This window comes from Exiguobacterium sp. s160, from assembly GCF_018617575.1.
GTDB lineage: Bacteria > Bacillota > Bacilli > Exiguobacteriales > Exiguobacteriaceae > Exiguobacterium > Exiguobacterium aestuarii_A.
The window spans coordinates 116,177-136,175 of record NZ_JACSKK010000003.1; the positions used below are offsets into that span (position 1 = coordinate 116,177).

At 52.0% G+C, this 19,999-nt stretch carries 21 protein-coding genes and 1 other annotated feature; of the genes, 16 read left to right on the forward strand and 5 right to left on the reverse strand.

Going from position 1 to position 19,999, the window contains the following annotated elements:
- The first annotated feature begins 31 nt into the window (after nt 1-31).
- The 7 genes from KNO86_RS08940 to KNO86_RS08970 all read left to right on the forward strand — a co-directional run bounded on the left by KNO86_RS08940 (nt 32) and on the right by KNO86_RS08970 (nt 5,559).
- Complete coding sequence (locus KNO86_RS08940; RefSeq protein ID WP_214695337.1) at nt 32-1,357, forward strand: ribonuclease E/G; 1,326 nt, start codon at nt 32-34, stop codon at nt 1,355-1,357.
- Between the two features lie 55 nt (nt 1,358-1,412).
- Nucleotides 1,413-1,485, forward strand: a sequence feature (ribosomal protein L21 leader region).
- A 15-nt stretch (nt 1,486-1,500) separates the two neighbouring features.
- Nucleotides 1,501-1,809, forward strand: a complete 309-nt coding sequence (gene rplU / locus KNO86_RS08945; RefSeq protein ID WP_015881153.1) for a 50S ribosomal protein L21 — start codon at nt 1,501-1,503, stop codon at nt 1,807-1,809.
- Nucleotides 1,810-1,812: 3 nt separating this feature from the next.
- A complete protein-coding gene (locus tag KNO86_RS08950; protein ID WP_074035231.1) occupies nt 1,813-2,148 on the forward strand; it encodes a ribosomal-processing cysteine protease Prp in 336 nt (111 codons plus the stop codon).
- Nucleotides 2,149-2,160: 12 nt separating this feature from the next.
- Nucleotides 2,161-2,442: a 50S ribosomal protein L27 gene (gene rpmA / locus KNO86_RS08955; protein ID WP_015881155.1), complete on the forward strand. Its 282-nt coding sequence runs from the start codon at nt 2,161-2,163 to the stop codon at nt 2,440-2,442.
- Between the two features lie 66 nt (nt 2,443-2,508).
- A complete protein-coding gene (locus KNO86_RS08960; RefSeq protein ID WP_214695339.1) occupies nt 2,509-2,949 on the forward strand; it encodes a Spo0B domain-containing protein in 441 nt (146 codons plus the stop codon).
- Nucleotides 2,950-4,239 (forward strand): GTPase ObgE, encoded by a 1,290-nt coding sequence (obgE, locus tag KNO86_RS08965; protein ID WP_214695341.1) that lies wholly within the window; start codon nt 2,950-2,952, stop codon nt 4,237-4,239.
- Between the two features lie 51 nt (nt 4,240-4,290).
- On the forward strand, nt 4,291-5,559 hold the full coding sequence (locus tag KNO86_RS08970; protein WP_353047394.1) for a hemolysin family protein: 1,269 nt from the start codon (nt 4,291-4,293) through the stop codon (nt 5,557-5,559).
- A gap of 43 nt (nt 5,560-5,602) precedes the next feature.
- On the opposite strand, the gene KNO86_RS08975 is transcribed toward KNO86_RS08970, so the two are convergent.
- The 4 genes from KNO86_RS08975 to KNO86_RS08990 all read right to left on the reverse strand — a co-directional run bounded on the left by KNO86_RS08975 (nt 5,603) and on the right by KNO86_RS08990 (nt 8,829).
- Nucleotides 5,603-6,376: an NUDIX domain-containing protein gene (locus KNO86_RS08975; protein WP_214695345.1), complete on the reverse strand. Its 774-nt coding sequence runs from the start codon at nt 6,374-6,376 to the stop codon at nt 5,603-5,605.
- Between the two features lie 119 nt (nt 6,377-6,495).
- Nucleotides 6,496-7,074, reverse strand: a complete 579-nt coding sequence (locus KNO86_RS08980) for a DedA family protein (protein WP_214695352.1) — start codon at nt 7,072-7,074, stop codon at nt 6,496-6,498.
- Between the two features lie 107 nt (nt 7,075-7,181).
- Nucleotides 7,182-7,721 (reverse strand): transcription repressor NadR, encoded by a 540-nt coding sequence (locus KNO86_RS08985; RefSeq protein ID WP_214695354.1) that lies wholly within the window; start codon nt 7,719-7,721, stop codon nt 7,182-7,184.
- Entirely contained in the window at nt 7,699-8,829 is a 1,131-nt protein-coding gene (locus KNO86_RS08990; protein ID WP_214695356.1) for a cysteine desulfurase family protein, read from the reverse strand. Before KNO86_RS08990 ends, KNO86_RS08985 begins: the two co-directional genes overlap by 23 nt.
- Before the next feature lie 95 nt (nt 8,830-8,924).
- On the opposite strand from KNO86_RS08990, the gene KNO86_RS08995 reads away from it, so the two are divergent.
- The 9 genes from KNO86_RS08995 to KNO86_RS09035 all read left to right on the forward strand — a co-directional run bounded on the left by KNO86_RS08995 (nt 8,925) and on the right by KNO86_RS09035 (nt 19,048).
- Nucleotides 8,925-10,358 carry an L-aspartate oxidase gene (locus KNO86_RS08995; protein ID WP_214695358.1) on the forward strand — a complete coding sequence of 478 codons (1,434 nt, stop codon included), beginning with the start codon at nt 8,925-8,927 and terminating at the stop codon, nt 10,356-10,358.
- On the forward strand, nt 10,312-11,181 hold the full coding sequence (gene nadC, locus KNO86_RS09000) for a carboxylating nicotinate-nucleotide diphosphorylase (RefSeq protein WP_214695360.1): 870 nt from the start codon (nt 10,312-10,314) through the stop codon (nt 11,179-11,181). The genes KNO86_RS08995 and nadC overlap by 47 nt, the downstream gene beginning before the upstream one ends.
- Nucleotides 11,144-12,223 carry a quinolinate synthase NadA gene (gene nadA / locus KNO86_RS09005; RefSeq protein ID WP_214695362.1) on the forward strand — a complete coding sequence of 360 codons (1,080 nt, stop codon included), beginning with the start codon at nt 11,144-11,146 and terminating at the stop codon, nt 12,221-12,223. Before nadC ends, nadA begins: the two co-directional genes overlap by 38 nt.
- Nucleotides 12,224-12,924: 701 nt before the next feature.
- Nucleotides 12,925-13,512 carry a Holliday junction branch migration protein RuvA gene (gene ruvA / locus KNO86_RS09010; RefSeq protein ID WP_015881166.1) on the forward strand — a complete coding sequence of 196 codons (588 nt, stop codon included), beginning with the start codon at nt 12,925-12,927 and terminating at the stop codon, nt 13,510-13,512.
- A 10-nt stretch (nt 13,513-13,522) separates the two neighbouring features.
- Complete coding sequence (gene ruvB, locus KNO86_RS09015) at nt 13,523-14,524, forward strand: Holliday junction branch migration DNA helicase RuvB (protein ID WP_214695364.1); 1,002 nt, start codon at nt 13,523-13,525, stop codon at nt 14,522-14,524.
- A gap of 18 nt (nt 14,525-14,542) precedes the next feature.
- Nucleotides 14,543-15,586, forward strand: coding sequence for a tRNA preQ1(34) S-adenosylmethionine ribosyltransferase-isomerase QueA (gene queA / locus KNO86_RS09020; protein WP_214695614.1), 1,044 nt, complete (start codon nt 14,543-14,545; stop codon nt 15,584-15,586).
- Complete coding sequence (gene tgt, locus KNO86_RS09025) at nt 15,583-16,728, forward strand: tRNA guanosine(34) transglycosylase Tgt (RefSeq protein WP_015881169.1); 1,146 nt, start codon at nt 15,583-15,585, stop codon at nt 16,726-16,728. Before queA ends, tgt begins: the two co-directional genes overlap by 4 nt.
- An 84-nt stretch (nt 16,729-16,812) precedes the next feature.
- Nucleotides 16,813-17,091: a preprotein translocase subunit YajC gene (yajC, locus tag KNO86_RS09030; RefSeq protein WP_031421435.1), complete on the forward strand. Its 279-nt coding sequence runs from the start codon at nt 16,813-16,815 to the stop codon at nt 17,089-17,091.
- 184 nt (nt 17,092-17,275) lie between these two features.
- Nucleotides 17,276-19,048 carry a methyl-accepting chemotaxis protein gene (locus KNO86_RS09035; RefSeq protein ID WP_214695366.1) on the forward strand — a complete coding sequence of 591 codons (1,773 nt, stop codon included), beginning with the start codon at nt 17,276-17,278 and terminating at the stop codon, nt 19,046-19,048.
- Nucleotides 19,049-19,084: 36 nt separating this feature from the next.
- Here KNO86_RS09035 and zupT read toward each other — a convergent pair whose 3' ends face one another.
- Nucleotides 19,085-19,945, reverse strand: coding sequence for a zinc transporter ZupT (gene zupT / locus KNO86_RS09040; protein ID WP_214695368.1), 861 nt, complete (start codon nt 19,943-19,945; stop codon nt 19,085-19,087).
- Nucleotides 19,946-19,999: the final 54 nt, after the last annotated feature.

The window sequence follows — 19,999 nt, forward strand, 5'->3', positions numbered from 1 at the left end:
TTGCCTTTTTCTGTCGAAAGGAGAGGTGCACATGAAGTTAATCTACGAACGAACACCTTCCATTGAACGGGCGATGCTCGTGGACGGGGAACGGTTACTCGAGGTCGAAGAACGCTTCGTCGACCAATTATCGGTCGGTACGATTGTCGAGGCTGCGATTGAACGGATCCACCCGTCACTCGGCGCGGCTTTTTTGACGGACGGGGAGACGACGTTCTTTTTACCGATTGCGGAGACGCTTCGCGCACTGGCCTCGTATCCGGACGTTCCTGCCATCGGACAAGCGGCTGTTGTCGGGGAAAAACGACTCGTGCAAGTGACGAAAGAAGGCATCAACGGCAAGCATCATAAAGTGACCGAAAACATTCGGTTCGGTGGACGCTATCTCGTCTACTTCCCGTACGGTCGTCGTAAACTGTTCAGTCGGAAGCTCGACCTCGTCACGCAGGACCGTCTCTCGAAGTCGGTTGCCCTTACAGAAGAGGAAGGGGTCCTGTTTCGAACGGAGGCCGGACAAGTGGCACCAGACGCCTTACAGGAAGAACTCGATCTGCTCCGCGGCCGTGCGAAAGCTGTGATCGAACAACGGTACGGGCAAGACGAACTACTCTGTGAACACTTCGTGCGGCGTCATGCGGTCGAATCGGTCCTCTTGAACGACAAGGAAGGACAAGCTCGCGTTGAACGCTTGGACGTTCCCGTGAAACGTCACATCGGGAAAGGACGAATCCCGGAGGCGAAGCGTCTCGACGAGGCGATTGAAAAGCTCGAGAGTCGTGCCGTCTGGTTAGATGGCGGGGCGTTCGTCTTGATCGAACAAGTCGAGACGATGACCGTCATCGACGTCAACAGTGGAAAGAACGTCGCCGTCAAAGACAAGGGGCGCGCGGCCGACACAATCAATGAAGCGGCGCTCTATACGATCATGGAGCAGTTGCGCTTACGTAATATCGGCGGCATGATCGTCATCGACTTTCTGCGAGGTTCGAAAGATGGTCAGACCCGTCTCCTGAAAAAGTTGAAAGAGCTCGGGGCACGTGACCCACGACGGGTAGAAGTGTACGGCTTCACACGGATGGGATTATTCGAATTGTCACGAGAACGGACCGGACGCTCGATCCAAGACCGGATGACATATGGAGGCAAGCCATCGAAACTGGCCGTCTTCTCGCAGTTTGAACGAGCGCTCCTTGATCTGAGCGGGCAATACGAAGCGGTTGTGCTCTCACTACCTAAGAAGTGGCATGACGCTTCCTGGCATGAATTTGACATTGACGTACACCTCGTCGAAGGGGAGCCGGAGTTCGCCTTTTACGGGACGTCCGCAGAATGTCAGAATTTCTTATCTCGCCGTTGACAATGAATAATTGAGAGTGGTATTATCTATAACGTTAGTTCGTTTGGAAGCACCCAAATGGCTACAACCGCACAGAACGGGTTTTAAAGGTATTTGCCCTGCCCAGGATGGCGAGTCTGAGTTTAACAAGGAGGTGCACGTATATGTACGCAATCATCAAAACTGGTGGTAAGCAAATCAAAGTTGAAGCAGGTCAAGAGATCTACATCGAAAAACTCGATGCTGATGTCGAAGGTACTGTAGAATTCGGTGAGGTTCTTTTCGTTGGTGGTGACGATGTTAAAGTCGGCGCTCCACTCGTAGAAGGCGCTAAAGTTGTCGGTACTGTGGTAAAACACGGCCGCGCTAAGAAGATCACTGTCTTCAAAATGAAAGCTAAGAAAAACTACCGTCGTAAGCAAGGTCACCGTCAGCCTTACACGAAAGTTCGCATCGAGAAAATCGAAGCGTAAGCTATGATTCGGGTCAAGGTAAGACGAGACGAGGCGAACTCGATTCGCTCCGTCGAAGTGACTGGTCATGCCAACTTTGCAGAACCTGGTTCTGACTTGGTGTGCGCCGGTGTTTCAGCCATCATATTTGGTGCCTATAACGCCGTCGAAACGCTTGCGGGTCAATCGCTTCTTGTAGAAATGGCAGATCAAACAGAGGGTGGTTACTTTTATGTCGAGACGTATCCTGACTTATCACCGCAGGATATGGAACGCACCCAACTGTTATTAGAAGGGATGCTCGTGCAGTTAGACACGGTCGCCCAAAGCTACGGTGAATATATCCAAATTGAACAATAGGAGGTGGACCTCATGTTACAATTGAACCTTCAGTTCTTCGCTTCGAAAAAGGGAGTTGGTTCGACTAAAAACGGTCGTGACTCAATTTCGAAACGTCTCGGTGCAAAACGCGCTGACGGACAAACAGTTTCAGCTGGATCAATCCTTTACCGCCAACGCGGTACAAAGATTCACCCAGGTGAAAACGTTGGCCGTGGTGGCGACGACACTTTGTTTGCGAAAGTTGACGGCGTAGTACGCTATGAGCGTCTTGGTCGCGACAAGAAACAAGTGAGCGTTTACCCAGTCGCGTAAGTTGAACGACGCAGAAGACTCTAGCCACTTTTTTGGTTAGAGTCTTTTTTTCTAGGAGAGGATCAAATGGATTCAGAACAGACACTCGAGCTCTTATCGACCGTCCGTCACGAATGGATGAATCGGCTTCAATTGATCTCGCTCTATGCGGCACTCGATCCGACTAAGCTCGAGGAACTTTACGAACGCTATCGGAAACAGGCCGACGAGGAGAGTGCGCTCGTTCGTCTGAACGTGCCACAGACGAGCCTTGTCGTGATTCAAGCGAATTGGGAAGGACGGATGACGTATACGATTTCGACCGACCAACTCGCCCTCGATGATGCGCGAGTGGCAGAGATGCTTGTCCGCTTGTTGAAAGACACGGACGGGCCGATTCATGTGACGTTCACGGACGGACTGATGGTTCGCGTCACGGGAGAAGTCCCGGAAGACGTGTTCACGTCAGCCGATGTGTACGAACAGAACGTAGAGATGACTACGTTTCACATAAAGGAGGGGAAATAAATGTTTGTCGATCAGGTTAATATTTTTGTAAAAGCTGGAGACGGCGGAAAAGGGATGGTTGCCTTCCGTCGCGAAAAGTATGTCCCAGATGGTGGACCTGCAGGTGGTGACGGTGGTCACGGTGGAGACGTCATCTTCGAAGTAGAAGAAGGATTGCGCACACTCGTTGATTTCCGTTATTCGAAGAAGTTTATCGCCCACGACGGCGAAAAAGGGATGTCAAAAGGGATGCACGGACGTAAAGCGAAGCCGCTCATCGTCAAAGTCCCACCTGGCACCATCGTATTCGACGCAGAGACGGATACAGTCATCGCCGACTTGACGGAGCACGGACAACAAGCGACGATCGCTAAAGGTGGACGTGGTGGACGTGGGAACTGTCGTTTTGCGACACCGGCCAACCCGGCTCCAGAAATCGCGGAGAACGGTGAACCAGGTCAAGAACGCGAATTGCGTCTTGAATTGAAACTCCTCGCAGACGTCGGACTTGTCGGTTTCCCGTCTGTCGGGAAATCAACACTTCTGTCGGTCGTTTCTTCGGCACGTCCGAAAATCGGCGCGTACCACTTCACGACGATCACACCGAACCTCGGTGTCGTCAAGACAGCGGACGACCGTAGCTTCGTCATGGCCGACCTTCCAGGTTTGATTGAAGGGGCTAGCCAAGGCGTCGGTCTCGGTCACCAATTCCTTCGTCATATCGAACGGACGAAAGTCATCGTTCACATGATCGATATGAGTGGAATGGAAGGACGCGACCCTTTCGAAGACTACACGACGATCAACCGTGAGCTCGAGTCGTATAACCTACGTCTCCTCGAACGCCCACAAGTCGTCGTGGCGAACAAAATGGATATGCCGGACGCAGAGGAACATCTCGAAGAGTTCAAGAAGAAAGTAGGAGACGATGTCAAAGTCTTCCCAATCTCTGCCCTCGCACAAGATGGTCTTCGTAACTTGTTGATCGAAGTGGCGAACTTTGTCGATACGACACCTGAATTCCCACTCGATGAGCTTGAAGAGAAGACAGCGACGCCTCGTGTCGTGTATCGTTATGAGAAGGAAGAGAAAGGCTATCAGATCCACATCGATGAATACGATCGCTTCGTGATCACGGGCCCTCGCATCGAGAAGCTCTTCAAGATGACGAACTTTGACCATGATGAGTCGATCAAACGATTCGCTCGTCAAATGCGTCAGATGGGCGTCGATGATGATCTTCGCAAGCTCGGTGCCGAAGACGGCAGCGTCGTTGCGATTCTCGACTTCGAATTCGAGTTCGTGGAGTAAGAAAAAATTATTTGTTAAGAAGAAACGGAGTGTGAAGCTAACGTGGACCCTGTGCCCTCGTCAAGTTTAATTCTATATGTAGTTCTCATCATGTTGTCAGCGTTTTTCTCATCAGCAGAAACGGCGCTTTCAAGTGTAAACCGTGTTCGGATGATTCGGATGGCAGAAGACGGCGACAAAGCCGCCAAACGCGTCCTCAGTCTCGTCGACCGCTTTGACGATACGCTCTCGACGATCCTCGTCGGGAACAACATCGTCAACATCGGTTCGGCAACGGTATCAACGGCGATCGCCACGTCGATTTTTAGTGGCGGTACGGGTCTTCTCGTGTCGACGTTCGCGACGACGGTCATCATTTTGATCTTTGGTGAGATTTTACCGAAGTCGCTCGCTAAAGAGTTTGCGGAGAAGTATTCGCTTCTTATCAGCGGAATTCTCGTCTTCCTCGTCAAGATCCTCAAACCGGTGACGATGATCTTCACTGGTTTGAAGAAGTTGACGCTTCGGATGATCGGGATGAAAGACAAGGAGCCGTCAGTCACGGAAGAAGAGTTGAAAGTGCTCGTCGATATGGGAGAAGAGGAAGGTGTGCTTGGTGAGACGGAAGCTGAGCTCGTCCATAGCGCCTTCGCTTTCAACGATATTACCGTCGATGACGTCTTGACGCCGCGAATCGATATTTTGGCAGTCGACATCGACGATTCGCTCGATGAAATCAAAGACACGATTTTCAGTGGTGGACATTCGCGTTTGCCGGTCTACAAAGACTCGATTGACAACGTCATCGGTGTCTTGTCAGAACGTGACTTCTTACGTTCGATGATGAAGGATGAAGTGACGGATGTCCGTTCGCTCATCCGACCGCTCACGTACGTGTCACCACAGACGAAATTGATTGAACTACTTCCGATTCTCCAACAGAAGCAATCTCACATGGCTGTCGTCCTCGATGAATTCGGGGGCACGGCGGGTCTCATCACGTTAGAAGACATGCTTGAAGAACTCGTCGGCGACATCTGGGATGAGCACGACGAATCCGTCGTCTATCTCCGACGTCTCCGTGAAGGGGTCTACGAGTGTATGGCTGACATGAACGTCGATGAATTCGCGGAAGAGATGGGGATTGCGGAACCAGACGTCGATTCCAACACGATGGGCGGTTGGTTCGTTGAATTACTCGGCGACATTCCGGAGAAAGGTGCACAAGTCACGTATCAAGACATGACATTCACCGTTCTCCACGTGGAAAAACGCCGTGTCCGGAAACTGTTAGTGGAGACTGGACAATCACAGCAAGAAGACCTACAAGAAGAAGCATAAAGAAAAGGGATGATTCGCGCGTAGCGGATCATCCCTTTTTGCGTTACACCGATTGGCGCTCGATGCGCTCAATCAATTCGTATGGACGTACTTTATAGATGGCGTATGGCATATACACAGGATCGATTGCATCGAGGAAGCGCATCTGGAAGTGCTCCCGTTTAATATAGTCACCGACGTTACGCGAGTCGACTTTGTAGAATCCGACTTCCTGTGTTTCCCCGGCTTGTGGTCTGAGGTCCCCGGATACATATTTTGCACGGAACGTGACGCAGAGGACGCGGGACGACACGTTTTGATAGATTCCCGTGATGCCTTCGACCTCAATTTTCACGCCGGTCTCTTCGTCCACTTCACGGTGGATGGCGTCGACAAGTGACTCGTGTTCTTCCACCTGTCCGCCCGGCATCTCGAAGGAGTCGTTTCGATGCATATTTTTAACGAGTAGGACCTCACCTGCTTCGTTCGTAATATACGCTGTCACACAGACGATCGCACGTGGTGGCGTATAGTGACCGGTCGGCATCATGAACTCTTCGCTCGACTTGATATACAGGTCTTTTCCGAGGCGGGCCCGCTGTTTCATGGCGTCCCGTCGTAACGTACTGCCGCGGTAATCCCGTTCGACTTGTTCATAGTGTTCACGGTCTCGGTATTCCCATAGTGCCATGACCTCCGACTTGTCCTCGGTCACCCAGCGTCCGACGAGTCGGGCGCCATGGGACGCTTGAATCGGATAGATGTATGTATGGAAGAAGTCGGTGAATTCTTGCAGGCGTTCAGGTCGAATCGTATACGTTTTACGGCGATGGAACATGGTGATTCCTCCTTTTTCGTTGTGCGATGTCTTGTTTGTGTGACCGCGATTCGCTTACATGATTCTTATTCGACAGATGTGAGCGTTTCCCTTTCTGACAAAAAAAGAATCAGCGCAAGTTACGCTGATTCTTTCACGTGTTTCGGATGCTGACGAAGATGACGGACAACGAGAAAAATTCCGATGGCGAGCGCCAGGAAGGGCAGGATGTCGTCCATGAAGTGGCCAATCATCCGCCAGTTGTTGCCGAGCATCATCCCGACATGAATGAAGATGAATGACCAGACGGCAAAAATGAGTGTCGTCACCGACAAGAACTTTCGGAACGACAGGCGCATCACGCCGGCACTGACTGCGAACAGCTGGCGCCAGAACAGGCTGAGACAGACGATCCATGCCCCGTACTTCTCAAACCAGCGCTCGGCCCGCAGTTGCTTGTCTTGCCGAATCCGGAAGTAACGATACAGCTTCAAGGCGACGGGACGCCCACCATATCGACCGATCCAGTAAAGACCGATCTGACTGAGCGTGAAGGAAACCCACGCCAGTAGGAACATCAGGAAGAAAGACGCGTCATGCGAATCGACGAGAAAGCCGCCATATGCGAGAACGAGTTCGTTCGGGATGAATTGGATGAAGATGCCGAGAGGAATGCTGAAGACACCACATACGGCGAGCATGTGCTCGAGGACGTTCATGACGAGACCTCCTTTCAAGGTGATTGCAGGAAACTTGTTCCATCCATCAGTATAACGGACATGACTGAAAAGAAAAAGAAGAGATGTCACATATTCGTGACATCTCTTCAATCTAATTCGGATACGAGAATACCGAGTCGGTCAAGCTCTTTCACCGCGGCATCAATCGCTTCCTGATGATCGGCTTCAAGTGTATGGACATGTAATCCTCCGGTCAATTGCGAGAGCGGTGAGGCCCCGTGTGCCTTGACCCGTTCGAGGAAGGCGCGGACGTCACGTCGACTCTTCACCATGAGCTGTCCCGTGATGGATCCGTAAACAGGGTGGTCGATGATGACGTCTTTGATGGTGACCCCTTCATCGACGATGGCGTTCATCTCTGCCTCCATCTCCTCTGCCGTATGGCGGCAAGCTACTTTTTTTGAATAGGTAGACGGGGTGAAGTCGCCGTGCAAATAAACATAACCGCGCGCGGTGGCGACGATTTGGTGACCTTTCGCTTTTAAGAGCGACAAGTCTTGGACGATGACCTGGCGACTGACGGATACGTGCCTTGCCAGTTCAGATCCAGTGATCGGTTCATTGCTCGATTCGATCAGTTGAAGTAAAGTGCGACGGCGTTCTTCACCGGCTAAACGTTTGTTCATGATGTTCGACTCTCCTTGCTAAAGTGACGATGGCATCGGCGAGGGCCGATGTGTCTTCGACGGTCGTTTGCGCGCCGAAGGAAATGCGGACGAGTCCGTGGCAGGCGCTCGTCTCATATCCGAGTGCTTCGAGCATGCGGTTCGGTCCGTTCTGACCGGCGCGACATGCTGACCCGGCGGATACTTGGAACCCGAGATCGTCGAGCTCGGTCATCCACCATTGTCCGTCGCGTTGATGGGATACGAAGGAAAAGATAGCGGGACTTTGTTCGTCAAACTCGAGCCAATGGACATACGCTGACGTCTTCTCTTTCAAGATAGCACGAAACGCCATGAAATTTCTCTGAAAACGTGTCAGTTGATCCTGACGTTCCCCGAGCGCTTTGACGAAGGCGCTGATTCCTGGAACATCGATCGTACCCGGACGAATCCCGTATTGGTGATGACCTGGATAGTAAGGTGGGGGAATCAAGCGTTCCATATAGAGGGCGCCGATCCCTTTTGGTCCACCGACCTTATGGGCGCTGAACGAGTAGGCGTCGATTCCTTCCACAGAAATCGGGATTTTCCCTAGTGCCTGTACCCCGTCCACGTGAAAGAGAATCTTTTTATATTTTAGGAGACATTGGATGTGATGGAGCGGCAACACCCATCCCGTGTCGGAATTGACGTGTTGGAGCGTGACGAGTCCGATGTCACGGTCAAGTAAGTGCGTGAACGTCTCCAAATCAAACTTTCCGTCTTTCAATTTCAAGCGATGGACGATGACCCCTTCGCGTTCCCATTCTTCAAGCAAAAGGGCGACTGAATCATGTTCGTGCCAGGACGTGATCACTTCTTTCCCTTTCATGCGCTTCCGTAGGCTCGTCAGTGCGATGTAGTTACTTTCAGAACCACTTCCGGTAAACAATAACTTCCCACGTAAGACGTCGAGTCCGAGTGCTTGTTTAAGTAGTCGCCGTGCCTCTGTCAAATAATCTTCAGCCATATATCCGTGCGCGTGGAGTGATGATGGGTTCCCATAAACGTTTTTGGCCATAGCCACGTAATGGTCTAATGCTGCATGTGTCATAGGATGTGTAGCGGCGTAGTCGAAGTAGCGGTTCATCATGGACTCCCCTTTTCTCATGTTGTCTTCTACACAAAATTATGCGAAACTAGTTTACAAGTCAACATTACATATGAAAAACAGGTGATATACAGGTGTCTTTACAGATAGAGAAAACCGACATTTTGATTATTGGAACAGGACTTGCCGCCGTCGCGACGGCGCTACATGTGCCATCCTCATTCTCTGTCCTCCTCGTCTCCAAAGGGGAGGCGACGTCGACGAACTCCGATTTGGCACAAGGAGGGATTGCGAGCTCGTATCTCGAGGAGACGAGTGAGGCACATAAAGAAGACACGATGCTTGCTTCGAATCAGACATCGTGCTCAGAACGCGTCGACATTCTCGTGGAAGAAGGACGTCGAGCGATTGAAGAGATGGAACGGTTCGGTGTCCGCTTCGATCGTGACGAGAAAGGGTATACCCTCGGACGGGAAGGGGCTCATCGGTTGCATCGTATTTTTCATGCCGGAGGTGACGAGACTGGTCGACATGTCATGCGGCACTTGCGTCAGTCTTTACCGGACAACGTGAACATACTCGAACACGTCCTCGTCCATGACCTTGTGATGAAGGAAGGACGAGTCGTCGGTGCGATGGCGTTTCAGAAAGAAAAATGGCTACACATCGAGGCAGGTGCCGTCGTTCTCGCGACCGGCGGAATCGGTGGACTTGTCGATTGGACCTCAAACGCGCAGACGGTGACCGGTGACGGTCTCGTCTTGGCAAATCGATGCGGGGCCAAACTGACGAACTTACAGCGAATCCAATTTCACCCGACTTTGTTGGCCGCCGAGGAACCTCATCTCGTCACCGAGGCGCTCCGTGGTGCCGGTGCGAGGCTCGTCAATCCATACGGAAACGATGTGATGGCGCATCACCCACTTGGGAGTCTCGCCCCTCGAGACGTGGTGGCCCGTGTCTTAACAGACCGATTAGAACCCATCTTTCTCGATACGACTGGTGTGACACGACTACGTGAACGGTTCCCAAAACTCGCAACGACGTGTGACAAGTTAGGCATCGACCTTCGCCAAATTCCCGTTCGCCCAGGGCTCCATTTTCATATGGGCGGAATCGAAGTGGATGACGAGGGTCGAACGGACGTCGACGGTTTGTATGCCGTCGGAGAAGTGGCGGAAGCAGGTGTACACGGGACGAATCGACTGGCCTCGAATTCACTCTTGGAATGCTGGGTGTTCGGAAAACGTGTCGCCGAGGCGATTCAAGTGAAGGACAGAGGCTTTGCGACGAGCGATGTGATGGCGTATGACATCTCACCTGACACGTTCCGTGCGCTCCGTCATCAAATCGGCAAGTGGATGACGATTTCACCGAATCATGACGAAATAAAATGTTTCTTACAAAATACCCAAACGTTGACCATGACGAAACACGTGACAAGACAATTAAGTGAACAAACTTTACAACTCGATGCGGCGCGTCTCATCGCGCAAAGCATCCTCGAAATGGAGAGGTACGATGAACACGATTTATCTACGCGAACAGCTACGACAGTTTCTGATTGAGGATATCGGATATGGCGATCTATCAAGTGAACTGATCGATGAACAGGACAAGTCAGTCGCGACCATCATTGCAAAAGAGGAAGGCGTCTTCTGCGGGAAGCCAATCGTTCAAGAACTTGCTAGAATGCAACAACTCGAATTGGTGGATTGCCAAGATGACGGGAGTCGGATTGCCCCTGGCGATGAACTGATCGTCTTGAAAGGGAAGACTCGTGTCCTGTTAGAGACGGAACGTGTCTTATTGAATGTGATTCAGCGTGTGAGCGGGATTGCGACGATGACACGTCAATGTGTCGATGCGCTCGATGACGACTCGATTCATGTCACGGATACGCGGAAAACGACACCGGGACTTCGCATGCTTGAGAAGTATGCCGTTCGTATCGGTGGCGGCTACAACCATCGACTCCGCCTCGACGATGCCGTCATGATCAAAGACAACCATATCGTCGCACTCGGCGGTGTGACAGAAGCCATTCACGCCGCACGTTCTAGAGTCGGTCATACGACCCCGATTGAAGTCGAGGTCGAATCGTTCGCCCAGCTCTTAGAAGCCGTTCAAGCGAATCCGGATATTGTGATGCTCGATAATCGGACGCCGGATGAACTGCGAGAATGGGTCCAGCATATTCCGGACCATATCACGATCGAAGTGTCTGGCGGCATCACGCTCGACACGATTGCCGACTATCAAGGAATTCGCATCGATGTCATCTCACTCGGTCAGTTGACCCACTCGGTACGGGCGCTCGACTGCAGTATGAATTTACAAGGAGGAATGAAACATGCAACTACTCGGAACACTCCCACCGACGTACGCTAATCTGTCAGTGGAGGAAATGGAGACACGGATTCAGGCGGTCAAAGACCGGCTCGGGACACGTCTCTTCTTACCGGCGCATCACTATCAAAAAGACGAGGTCGTCCAATTCGCGGACGCGACAGGGGATTCGCTCCAGCTCGCGCGCCTCGCGGAACAGATGAGCGAAGCGGAATTCATCGTCTTCTGTGGCGTGCATTTCATGGCGGAGACAGCAGACATGTTGACACGCGACGACCAGATTGTCGTCTTGCCTGATATGCGGGCCGGTTGCTCCATGGCAGACATGGCTGATATCGATCAGACAGAGATTGCGTGGGAAGAGTTGACGGAGCAGTTCGGGGAAGGGATTATCCCGATTACATACGTCAATTCAACGGCGGCCATCAAGGCTTTCGTCGGACGTCATGGCGGGGCGACCGTCACATCGTCGAACGCACATGAGATCGTCCGCTGGGCGCTTGAGGCAGGAGAGCGGATTTTGTTCCTTCCCGACCAGCATCTCGGACGGAATACGGCGTATGACCTCGGCATCCCGCTCGAGGCGATGGCCGTCTGGGATCCGCTCCGCGAAGAACTAGTGGCAGAAGGAGACCTCGAACAGATTCGGGTCATTCTTTGGAAAGGGCATTGTTCTGTCCATGAGAAATTTACGGTCTCGCAAATTCAATCGTTCCGTGAGCGCGAACCGGATCGTCGCATCATCGTCCATCCAGAATGTACGTTTGATGTCGTGCAGGCAGCCGACGAGGCCGGATCGACGTCGTATATCATCGACAAGATTGATGCGAGTGAACCCGGGACAAAATGGGCGGTCGGGACGGAGATGAACCTCGTGAACCGATTGGCGGCGACGTACCCGCATCTCGATATCGTCTCGTTGAACCCGTTCATGTGTCCATGTCTGACGATGAACCGAATCGACTTGCAACATCTCCTCTGGGCGCTCGAGTCGCTCGAGACGGACCCTGTGAACATCATTCGCGTCGATGCTGAGACGACAGAGTGGTCGAAACGTGCACTTGAACGTATGCTCGCACGGTAATCGCTTCAGGACAGGCAAACGCCTGTCCTCAGACTGTAGACAAAGTATAGGTCTAATGTCTTTTTTATGCCCAATCCGGACATGGCTCGCTTTCCTAGGGGCAAGCAGGGAGCCGCATCGCGACTGCGTCACTGCTGGGTCTCCCTTTGCTTGTTATTCCCTCAGGAGTCTCGCCTGCCCGTTCTTGGTCACCTTTTGTCCTTCATCCCACATAATGGTGTGAGAAGAACACACAGGGGGCGGATCTGATAATCAACAAGTCGACACCATCCATCCTTCACGGTCTGACGAACGGAACGGATGTTGAACGGCGGCCCGAGGAGGATGATCTCGGGATCGATGACGGGCGGGCTCGGCGTTTTCCCTTTCCCCTAATACATCGATTCGAAGTAAGTACCGAGCTTTTTCTTCGGCCGTCGGGGCCTTAGAAAAAGACAAACGGCCGCCAGATGACGACCGTTTGCGTTGCTCGCCCGACGGCGCCCCGACTCCTGCAGGAAAGCAATCCGACGGAGACCCAGCAGCGACCTAGGTCGCGATGCGGCTCCGGGATTGCCTGCGGAAAGCGTGGGCGCCGGAAGGACGAGTTCGAACATGTTATTTGTCAACAAGCTGAGGACAGGCAAACGCCTGTCCTTTTTTCATATCGCTCGTTATGGTACAATAAATGCAGTTTTTCCGACCGAAAAGGAGATTACACCGTGATTGAATTCGTAAAAGGACCCGTCGCCTATGTGTGTGCGGAATATATAACGTTAGATGTCTCGGGCGTCGGCTACAAAGTACATGTGCCTAACCCGTTTTTTTATCGTGAACAAGACGAACATGTAATCGTGTTTACGCATCATTACGTCCGTGAAGATCAACAGACGCTATACGGTTTCCGGTCACGCCGGGAACGGGAGCTCTTTAATAAACTCCTTAGCGTGAGCGGCATCGGACCGAAGGGGGCACTCGCAATCGTCGCCTCTGGAGATATCGACGCGTTGATTGATGCGATTGAAACCGAGAATGAGAAGTATTTGACGAAGTTCCCGGGAGTCGGGAAGAAGACGGCCAAACAGATGGCACTCGACTTGAAAGGGAAGTTATCCGAACTTGCACCGGATTATGTGCCAAACGAAGGATTGTTCGCACAAGGTGCATCAGAACTAGACGAGGCGTGTGAGGCGCTCGTCGCCCTCGGATATTCTGAACGAGAGATCGCGAAAGTCCGCAAAGCATTGAGCGGCGAGATCTTGACGACCGACGCGTACATAAAACGCGCGCTACAGCTGTTATTGAAATAAGGAGGAAGCTATGGACGAACGATTGTTGTCACAATCTCATCAGCAATATGAAGACTCTGAAGAGTGGAGCTTACGTCCGCAGCGCTTCGAGCAATATATCGGGCAGGAAAAGGCGAAAGGTAATTTGTCGGTCTTCATTCAGGCCGCTAAACTTCGCAGTGAGACACTCGACCACGTCCTATTGTATGGACCACCGGGACTCGGGAAGACGACGCTTGCGCAAATTATCGCTAACGAGATGGGCGTCGGCATCAAAACGACCGCCGGACCGGCGATTGAACGACCAGGTGATTTGGCCGCGATCCTCTCGACACTTGAGCCGGGTGACGTCTTATTTATCGATGAGATTCACCGGTTGAGTCGGACGATTGAAGAGATTCTCTATCCGGCGATGGAAGACTACTGTCTCGATATCGTCTATGGACAAGGTGAGATGGCGCGAAGCGTACGCATCGATTTGCCACCGTTCACACTCGTCGGGGCGACGACGCGGGCCGGGATGTTATCGGCGCCGCTTCGGGACCGTTTCGGGGTCACACTGAAACTTGAATACTATGAGCCACACGAACTCGCGGCGATTGTCAGTCGGACGGCCCAGCTGTTCCGCCTCTCCATCTCACCTGAGGCGAGTGGCGCGATTGCGAAGCGCTCGCGAGGGACACCGCGGATCGCCAATCGTCTCTTGCGCCGAGTCCGTGACTTCGCGCAGGTGGCCGGCACGAAAGAAATCGATCCAGTTCTCGCATCCGATGCGCTCGACCGTCTACACGTCGATGCACTCGGACTCGATGAAGTCGACCATCGATTGCTTCGGGCCATGGTGGAGCGATTCGGAGGTGGACCGGTCGGACTCGAGACGCTCGCCGCAACAATCGGTGAGGATGCTCAGACGATCGAAGACGTCTACGAGCCATATTTATTACAACAAGGGTTCTTGCAGCGGACGCCGCGAGGACGGATGATCACACAGTTTGCCAAGTCGCATTTTGGTTATGAAGAGGAAGAGGAGTAAGGTATGCAAGACATTCAATTGAACGTAAACGATTATGATTTTGAATTGCCAGAAGAGTTGATTGCCCAGGTCCCATTGCTTGATCGGACGAGCTCGCGTCTGCTCGTATTGGACCGTGAGACAGGAGACATCGAGCATCGTCATTTCCGTGACGTGCTCGACTACTTGAACGAGGGAGATGCGCTCGTCGTCAACGATTCGCGCGTCTTACCGGCTCGTCTCTTCGGAGCGAAACAAGAGACAGGCGGGAAAGTGGAACTGCTCTTATTGAAACAGACGGAAGACGACGTATGGGAAGCGCTCGTCAAACCGGCGAAAAAAGTTCGTGTCGGTTCCATTGTCGAATTTGGTGACGGACTTCTCCGCGCGGAATGCGTTGAGGAACTCCCGGAAGGTGGACGTCGCTTCAAGTTCGACTACGACGGCATCTTCTACGAGATTTTAGACGAGCTCGGAACGATGCCACTCCCACCGTACATCCGTGAACAACTCGATGACCAGGATCGTTATCAGACGGTCTATGCGCGGGAACGAGGCAGTGCAGCCGCTCCGACAGCAGGTCTCCATTTCACGGAAGAGCTGCTCGAGGCAGCGAAGGCGAAAGGGGTTCGATTGATCCCGCTCACGCTTCACGTCGGTCTCGGTACGTTCCGTCCGGTGACGGCTGATTCGATTGAAGAACATACGATGCATAGCGAATATTTCGAGTTGTCAGCTCAATCGGCTGAAGCGCTCCGAGATGTCCGGTCGAACGGAGGTCGCATCTTTGCGGTCGGTACGACATCGACACGAACGCTCGAAACGATCATGCGAGACCATGGGGACTTCGTCGAGTCATCGGGCTGGACGGATATCTTTATCTACCCTGGTGTCGAGTTGAAGGCAATCGATGGATTGATCACGAACTTCCACTTGCCTAAATCGACACTCGTCATGCTCGTCTCTGCATTCGCGACGCGCGACATCATCTTACACGCTTATCGGACTGCGGTCGCAGAACGATACCGCTTCTTCAGTTTTGGAGACGCGATGCTCATCACGAGGAAGGAAGTAACAAAATGACAAAACACGCAGTCACATACGAACACATTCACACATGTAAACAGACCGGAGCGCGGCACGGAATCGTCCATACGCCGCACGGGTCGTTCGAGACACCAGTCTTCATGCCGGTCGGGACGCAAGCGAGCGTCAAGACGATGGCACCAGAACAGGTCAAGGCGATGGGTGCGAACATCATCTTGTCGAACACGTACCACCTATGGGTTCGTCCGGGGCATGAGGTCATCAAACAAGCTGGCGGGCTTCATAAGTTCATGAACTGGGACGGCGCGATTCTCACGGACTCAGGTGGCTTCCAAGTGTTCTCGCTTGCCGATCTTCGAAACATTCAAGAAGAAGGCGTCCATTTCCGTAACCACTTGAACGGCGACAAGTTGTTCTTGTCACCGGAAAAGGCGATGGAGATTCAAAACGCACTCGGGTCGGATATCATGATGGCATTCGATGAGTGCCCACCTTATCCGGCGACACATGAATACATGAAGAAGTCGGTCGAACGCACGAGCCGCTGGGCAGAACGTTGCCTTGAGGCACACGAGCGTCCAGAAGACCAAGCGCTCTTCGGGATCATTCAAGGTGGGGAATATGAGGATCTTCGTCGTCAAAGCGCACAAGATCTCGTCTCACTCGATTTCCCAGGATATGCGGTCGGCGGTCTCTCGGTCGGTGAACCGAAAGACGTCATGTATCGTGCCCTCGAGTTCACGACGCCGCTCATGCCGGAAAACAAACCACGTTATTTGATGGGTGTCGGTTCGCCAGACGCGTTGATTGAAGGGTCGATTCGTGGAATCGATATGTTTGACTGCGTCCTCCCGACACGGATTGCACGGAACGGGACGCTTATGACATCGAAAGGTCGCGTCACGATCAAGCAAGCGAAGTATAAGACGGATTTCGGCCCGATCGATGAGAAGTGTGACTGCAACACGTGTAAGAACTACTCACGTGCGTATGTCCATCACTTGATTCGTGCGGACGAGATGTTCGGCCTTCACTTATGTACGACACACAACCTTCACTTCCTCGTGAAGTTGATGGAGCAGGTTCGTCAAGCGATTCGCGAAGACCGTTTGCTCGATTTCAAAGAAGAGTTCTTCGAAGAATACGGCTACAACAAGCCGAATGCGAAGAATTTCTAAGGAAACGTGTCGGACATTGTGTGACAATGCTTCAGTTTCACGGTATAATGAACCTGATATTGAAGGAAAGGGTGAATGTTACTCATGGAAACAATCGTTGCGTTATTACCAATGATCTTGATTTTCGTCGTATTTTACTTCTTGTTGATTCGTCCACAGACGAAACGCCAAAAAGAAGTACAAGCGATGCAAAACGCCCTCGAGCGTGGCGACAGCGTTGTCACAATCGGCGGTTTACACGGCGTCGTTCATCAAATCGAAGACACACATGTCGTTTTGAAATGCGATCAATCGCTTCTCCGTTTCAACCGAAGCGCAGTTGCGGAAGTCGTGAAAAAAGCGAATGCCTCATTTGAGGAATAAGCAAGTAAGCGTCTGACCATTATGGTCGGACGCTTTTTTTTAAATAGAAAAGCGACTGTTTTTTGACAAAGTATGTCAATTAGGTGATTCATCCACCTCATTTCGAAAAATCGATTTGATTCATGAAAACGTTTGCATTAATGTCAAATTGAGAAGAAATTCGAGATGAAGGAGAACGGATGACATGGACGTGAAACGATTGGTACGACCGATGAAGAAGTGGAAAGGGTGGACATGGAAGCGGAGCGGTACAAAACAGAAAGGGCGTTCTTCTCTCAGAAGACGAATGTCGATCGCGCTAGTTCCCACAATTATCGCGCTCGTCCTTGTCGGAGCGCTTGGTTCATATCAACTGAGACAATCGACTGCTGCATATGACCGGGTGCTGAACGAGGGAACACAGGAAATGCTGTTGGCTGAAAATCTGTCGCTTGCGGTGACCGATGCAGAACGTTATTTGAACTACTATATGCTCGTTGCCAATCCGAAAACACTCATCAGTCTGCAAAGTGTTCAGGAGCAGCGTGACGAGTTGATGGCTTCACTGAAGGAATCCTCTTCAGATGAGAAGATTTTATCTTGGTTGGGGGATTTGGAGAAATTTAACGAGTTGTTGGACCGTGAGATGAATCGTGCAATCGAACTTCGCCAGCAACAAGATGAGATTGGGTATAAGACGGTCCTCAATACGAGCGTGACGCCGACAACGGACCGTGTTCGGATGACAGTGACAGACCTTGTCGAATACAAAGGTGAACTCCTCGCATCCGAGACGAAAGCTGTACAAGCCGAAGCGGAGAGTTCAATCCTCTGGATGCTTGTCATCAGCGTCGTCGGTGTCGTGATCGGAATCCTGTCCTTGCTTGCCTTACAACGCCTCTTCTTAAAACCGATCAACCGACTCGGTCGTCAAGCGCGAATTATGGCGGGCGGGGATTTGACGGGCGAAGATATTGAGGTCGCCTCAAACGATGAGCTCGGAGATCTTGTCACGGCTTTCAATGAGATGAAACATAACCTCGTCGGATTGATTCGTCGAGTTGGCGAGGCTTCAGAGAAAGTCACTGCCTATTCAGAAGAACTGTATGCGAGTACGGACCACGTGGCGACAACGACTCAAGGTGTCTCTCGTTTGTTTGAAGACATGAATGTGGCGGCCCAAGGGTCGTCTAAACGAGCGGAAGAAGGGACGATTGGCGTCAATCAAGCGGTCGATGGGTTGAACCAGATTGCTGCAGCGTCACAAGGAGTGAACGAACAGACGATTCATACACTTGAAGCAGCAAACGGTGGACTTGAGACCGTTCAATTAGCTGAGAAACGAATGCAAGAGATTCGTCGCGCCAATGAGCTCACGCAACAGATGGTGACCCGTCTTTCGAATCAGTCGCTTGAGATTGAGAAGATTACGCGTTCGATCACGGCCATCACGGAACAGACGAACTTGCTTGCGCTCAATGCGGCCATCGAGGCGGCACGTGCGGGTGAACATGGGAAAGGGTTCGCGGTCGTCGCGGCAGAAGTGAGAAAGCTTGCCGAGGAGTCGAAGCAATCTGCCATTCAAATTCAGACTGTCGTCCGTGACATCCAGCGCGACACGGAGCAAGTCGAGACGGCGTTCGAAGAATCGAGCGTGCATGTCGAGAGTGGGGTATCACAGATGGGTGAAGTCGCCTCGGCGTTCCGTGAGATTGTATCGGTCATCGAAGAGACGTCGCGTCAGATGAGTGAGATTGCCGCGGCGACAGAAGAAGTCAGTGCCAATACGACAGAAGTTGCCGTTTCGGTCGAGGATATGTCCACGAACGCCGTCTCGACACAACGAAGCGTCGAAGAGGCGGGGGCCAATGTCGAGGAACAACTCGCGGCCATCCAAGAAATCAACAGCATCGCCGAAACGATGAGCCATATGTCGTCTGAATTAAAAGATGTCGTCCATGTGTTTAAGACGACATGACAAATGCCCTGACGCCTCGCGTCAGGGCATTACTCGTTACATTAATAGGATCAGACTTGTCGCCATGACGATCATTCCGGCGACCATTCCGTACATTGAATGGTGGGCATGCCCATATTCACGGGCTGCAGGAAGCAACTCGTCGAGCGAGATGAAGACCATGATCCCACCGACTGCCGCGAACAAGAGACCAAATACCGTGTCGCTCAAGAACGGCATGAGGAGTAAAAATCCGATGGCTGCTCCGGCAGGCTCTGCAAGACCGGATAACATCGAAAGCTTGAACGCCTTTTTCCGTGAACCGGTCGCATAATAAATCGGCACAGAGACGGCGATCCCTTCTGGAATGTTATGCAGCGCGATGGCAATGGCAATGGCCACGCCGACGGCTGGGTCATCAAGCGCTGAGATGAACGTCGCAAGTCCTTCCGGGAAGTTGTGAATCCCAATGGCGAGTGCCATGAAGATTCCCATTTTCTTTAGGCGACTTTGTGTCTCAGGATGATTGATTGGAGCCGCTTCATTTGTTGCTGTCGTTGCCAACTCTTGCGTTGACGGATCGTTCTGCATCGATTCAACGAACTTGACCTCGTGCGGGTTCTCCATTTTCGGGATGAACTTATCGATCATACCGATCAAGAACATTCCCCCGAAGAACGCGAGGACGGTGTAAATCGTTCCAGTATACTCCCCGTGTGCACCGACAAGTTCTTCAAGCGCCTTTGGGAAGATCTCAATAAAGGATACGTAAATCATGACACCGCCTGAAAATCCGAGAGAGATGGACAAGAAAGCCGTGTTCGTTCGTTTCGCAAAGAATGCGATCATACTCCCGATCCCTGTCGCAAGACCTGCGAACAAGGTGAGGAGGAACGCAAAAATAATTGTGCTGTCCATGTGGTAAGACTCCTTTGATGTTGTGATGTTAGCTACATCATACATGAAGTTTTG

Excerpts from the sequence above, each read along its gene's own strand:
- KNO86_RS08940 (WP_214695337.1), top strand. The coding sequence starts at position 32 with ATGAAGTTAATCTACGAACGAACACCTTCCATTGAACGGGCGATGCTC.
- rplU (WP_015881153.1), top strand. The coding sequence starts at position 1,501 with ATGTACGCAATCATCAAAACTGGTGGTAAGCAAATCAAAGTTGAAGCA.
- KNO86_RS08950 (WP_074035231.1), top strand. The coding sequence starts at position 1,813 with ATGATTCGGGTCAAGGTAAGACGAGACGAGGCGAACTCGATTCGCTCC.
- rpmA (WP_015881155.1), top strand. The coding sequence starts at position 2,161 with ATGTTACAATTGAACCTTCAGTTCTTCGCTTCGAAAAAGGGAGTTGGT.
- KNO86_RS08960 (WP_214695339.1), top strand. The coding sequence starts at position 2,509 with ATGGATTCAGAACAGACACTCGAGCTCTTATCGACCGTCCGTCACGAA.
- obgE (WP_214695341.1), top strand. The coding sequence starts at position 2,950 with ATGTTTGTCGATCAGGTTAATATTTTTGTAAAAGCTGGAGACGGCGGA.
- KNO86_RS08975 (WP_214695345.1), bottom strand. The coding sequence starts at position 6,376 with ATGTTCCATCGCCGTAAAACGTATACGATTCGACCTGAACGCCTGCAA.
- KNO86_RS08980 (WP_214695352.1), bottom strand. The coding sequence starts at position 7,074 with ATGAACGTCCTCGAGCACATGCTCGCCGTATGTGGTGTCTTCAGCATT.
- KNO86_RS08985 (WP_214695354.1), bottom strand. The coding sequence starts at position 7,721 with ATGAACAAACGTTTAGCCGGTGAAGAACGCCGTCGCACTTTACTTCAA.
- KNO86_RS08990 (WP_214695356.1), bottom strand. The coding sequence starts at position 8,829 with ATGAACCGCTACTTCGACTACGCCGCTACACATCCTATGACACATGCA.
- nadC (WP_214695360.1), top strand. The coding sequence starts at position 10,312 with ATGAACACGATTTATCTACGCGAACAGCTACGACAGTTTCTGATTGAG.
- nadA (WP_214695362.1), top strand. The coding sequence starts at position 11,144 with ATGCAACTACTCGGAACACTCCCACCGACGTACGCTAATCTGTCAGTG.
- ruvB (WP_214695364.1), top strand. The coding sequence starts at position 13,523 with ATGGACGAACGATTGTTGTCACAATCTCATCAGCAATATGAAGACTCT.
- tgt (WP_015881169.1), top strand. The coding sequence starts at position 15,583 with ATGACAAAACACGCAGTCACATACGAACACATTCACACATGTAAACAG.
- yajC (WP_031421435.1), top strand. The coding sequence starts at position 16,813 with ATGGAAACAATCGTTGCGTTATTACCAATGATCTTGATTTTCGTCGTA.
- KNO86_RS09035 (WP_214695366.1), top strand. The coding sequence starts at position 17,276 with ATGGACGTGAAACGATTGGTACGACCGATGAAGAAGTGGAAAGGGTGG.
- zupT (WP_214695368.1), bottom strand. The coding sequence starts at position 19,945 with ATGGACAGCACAATTATTTTTGCGTTCCTCCTCACCTTGTTCGCAGGT.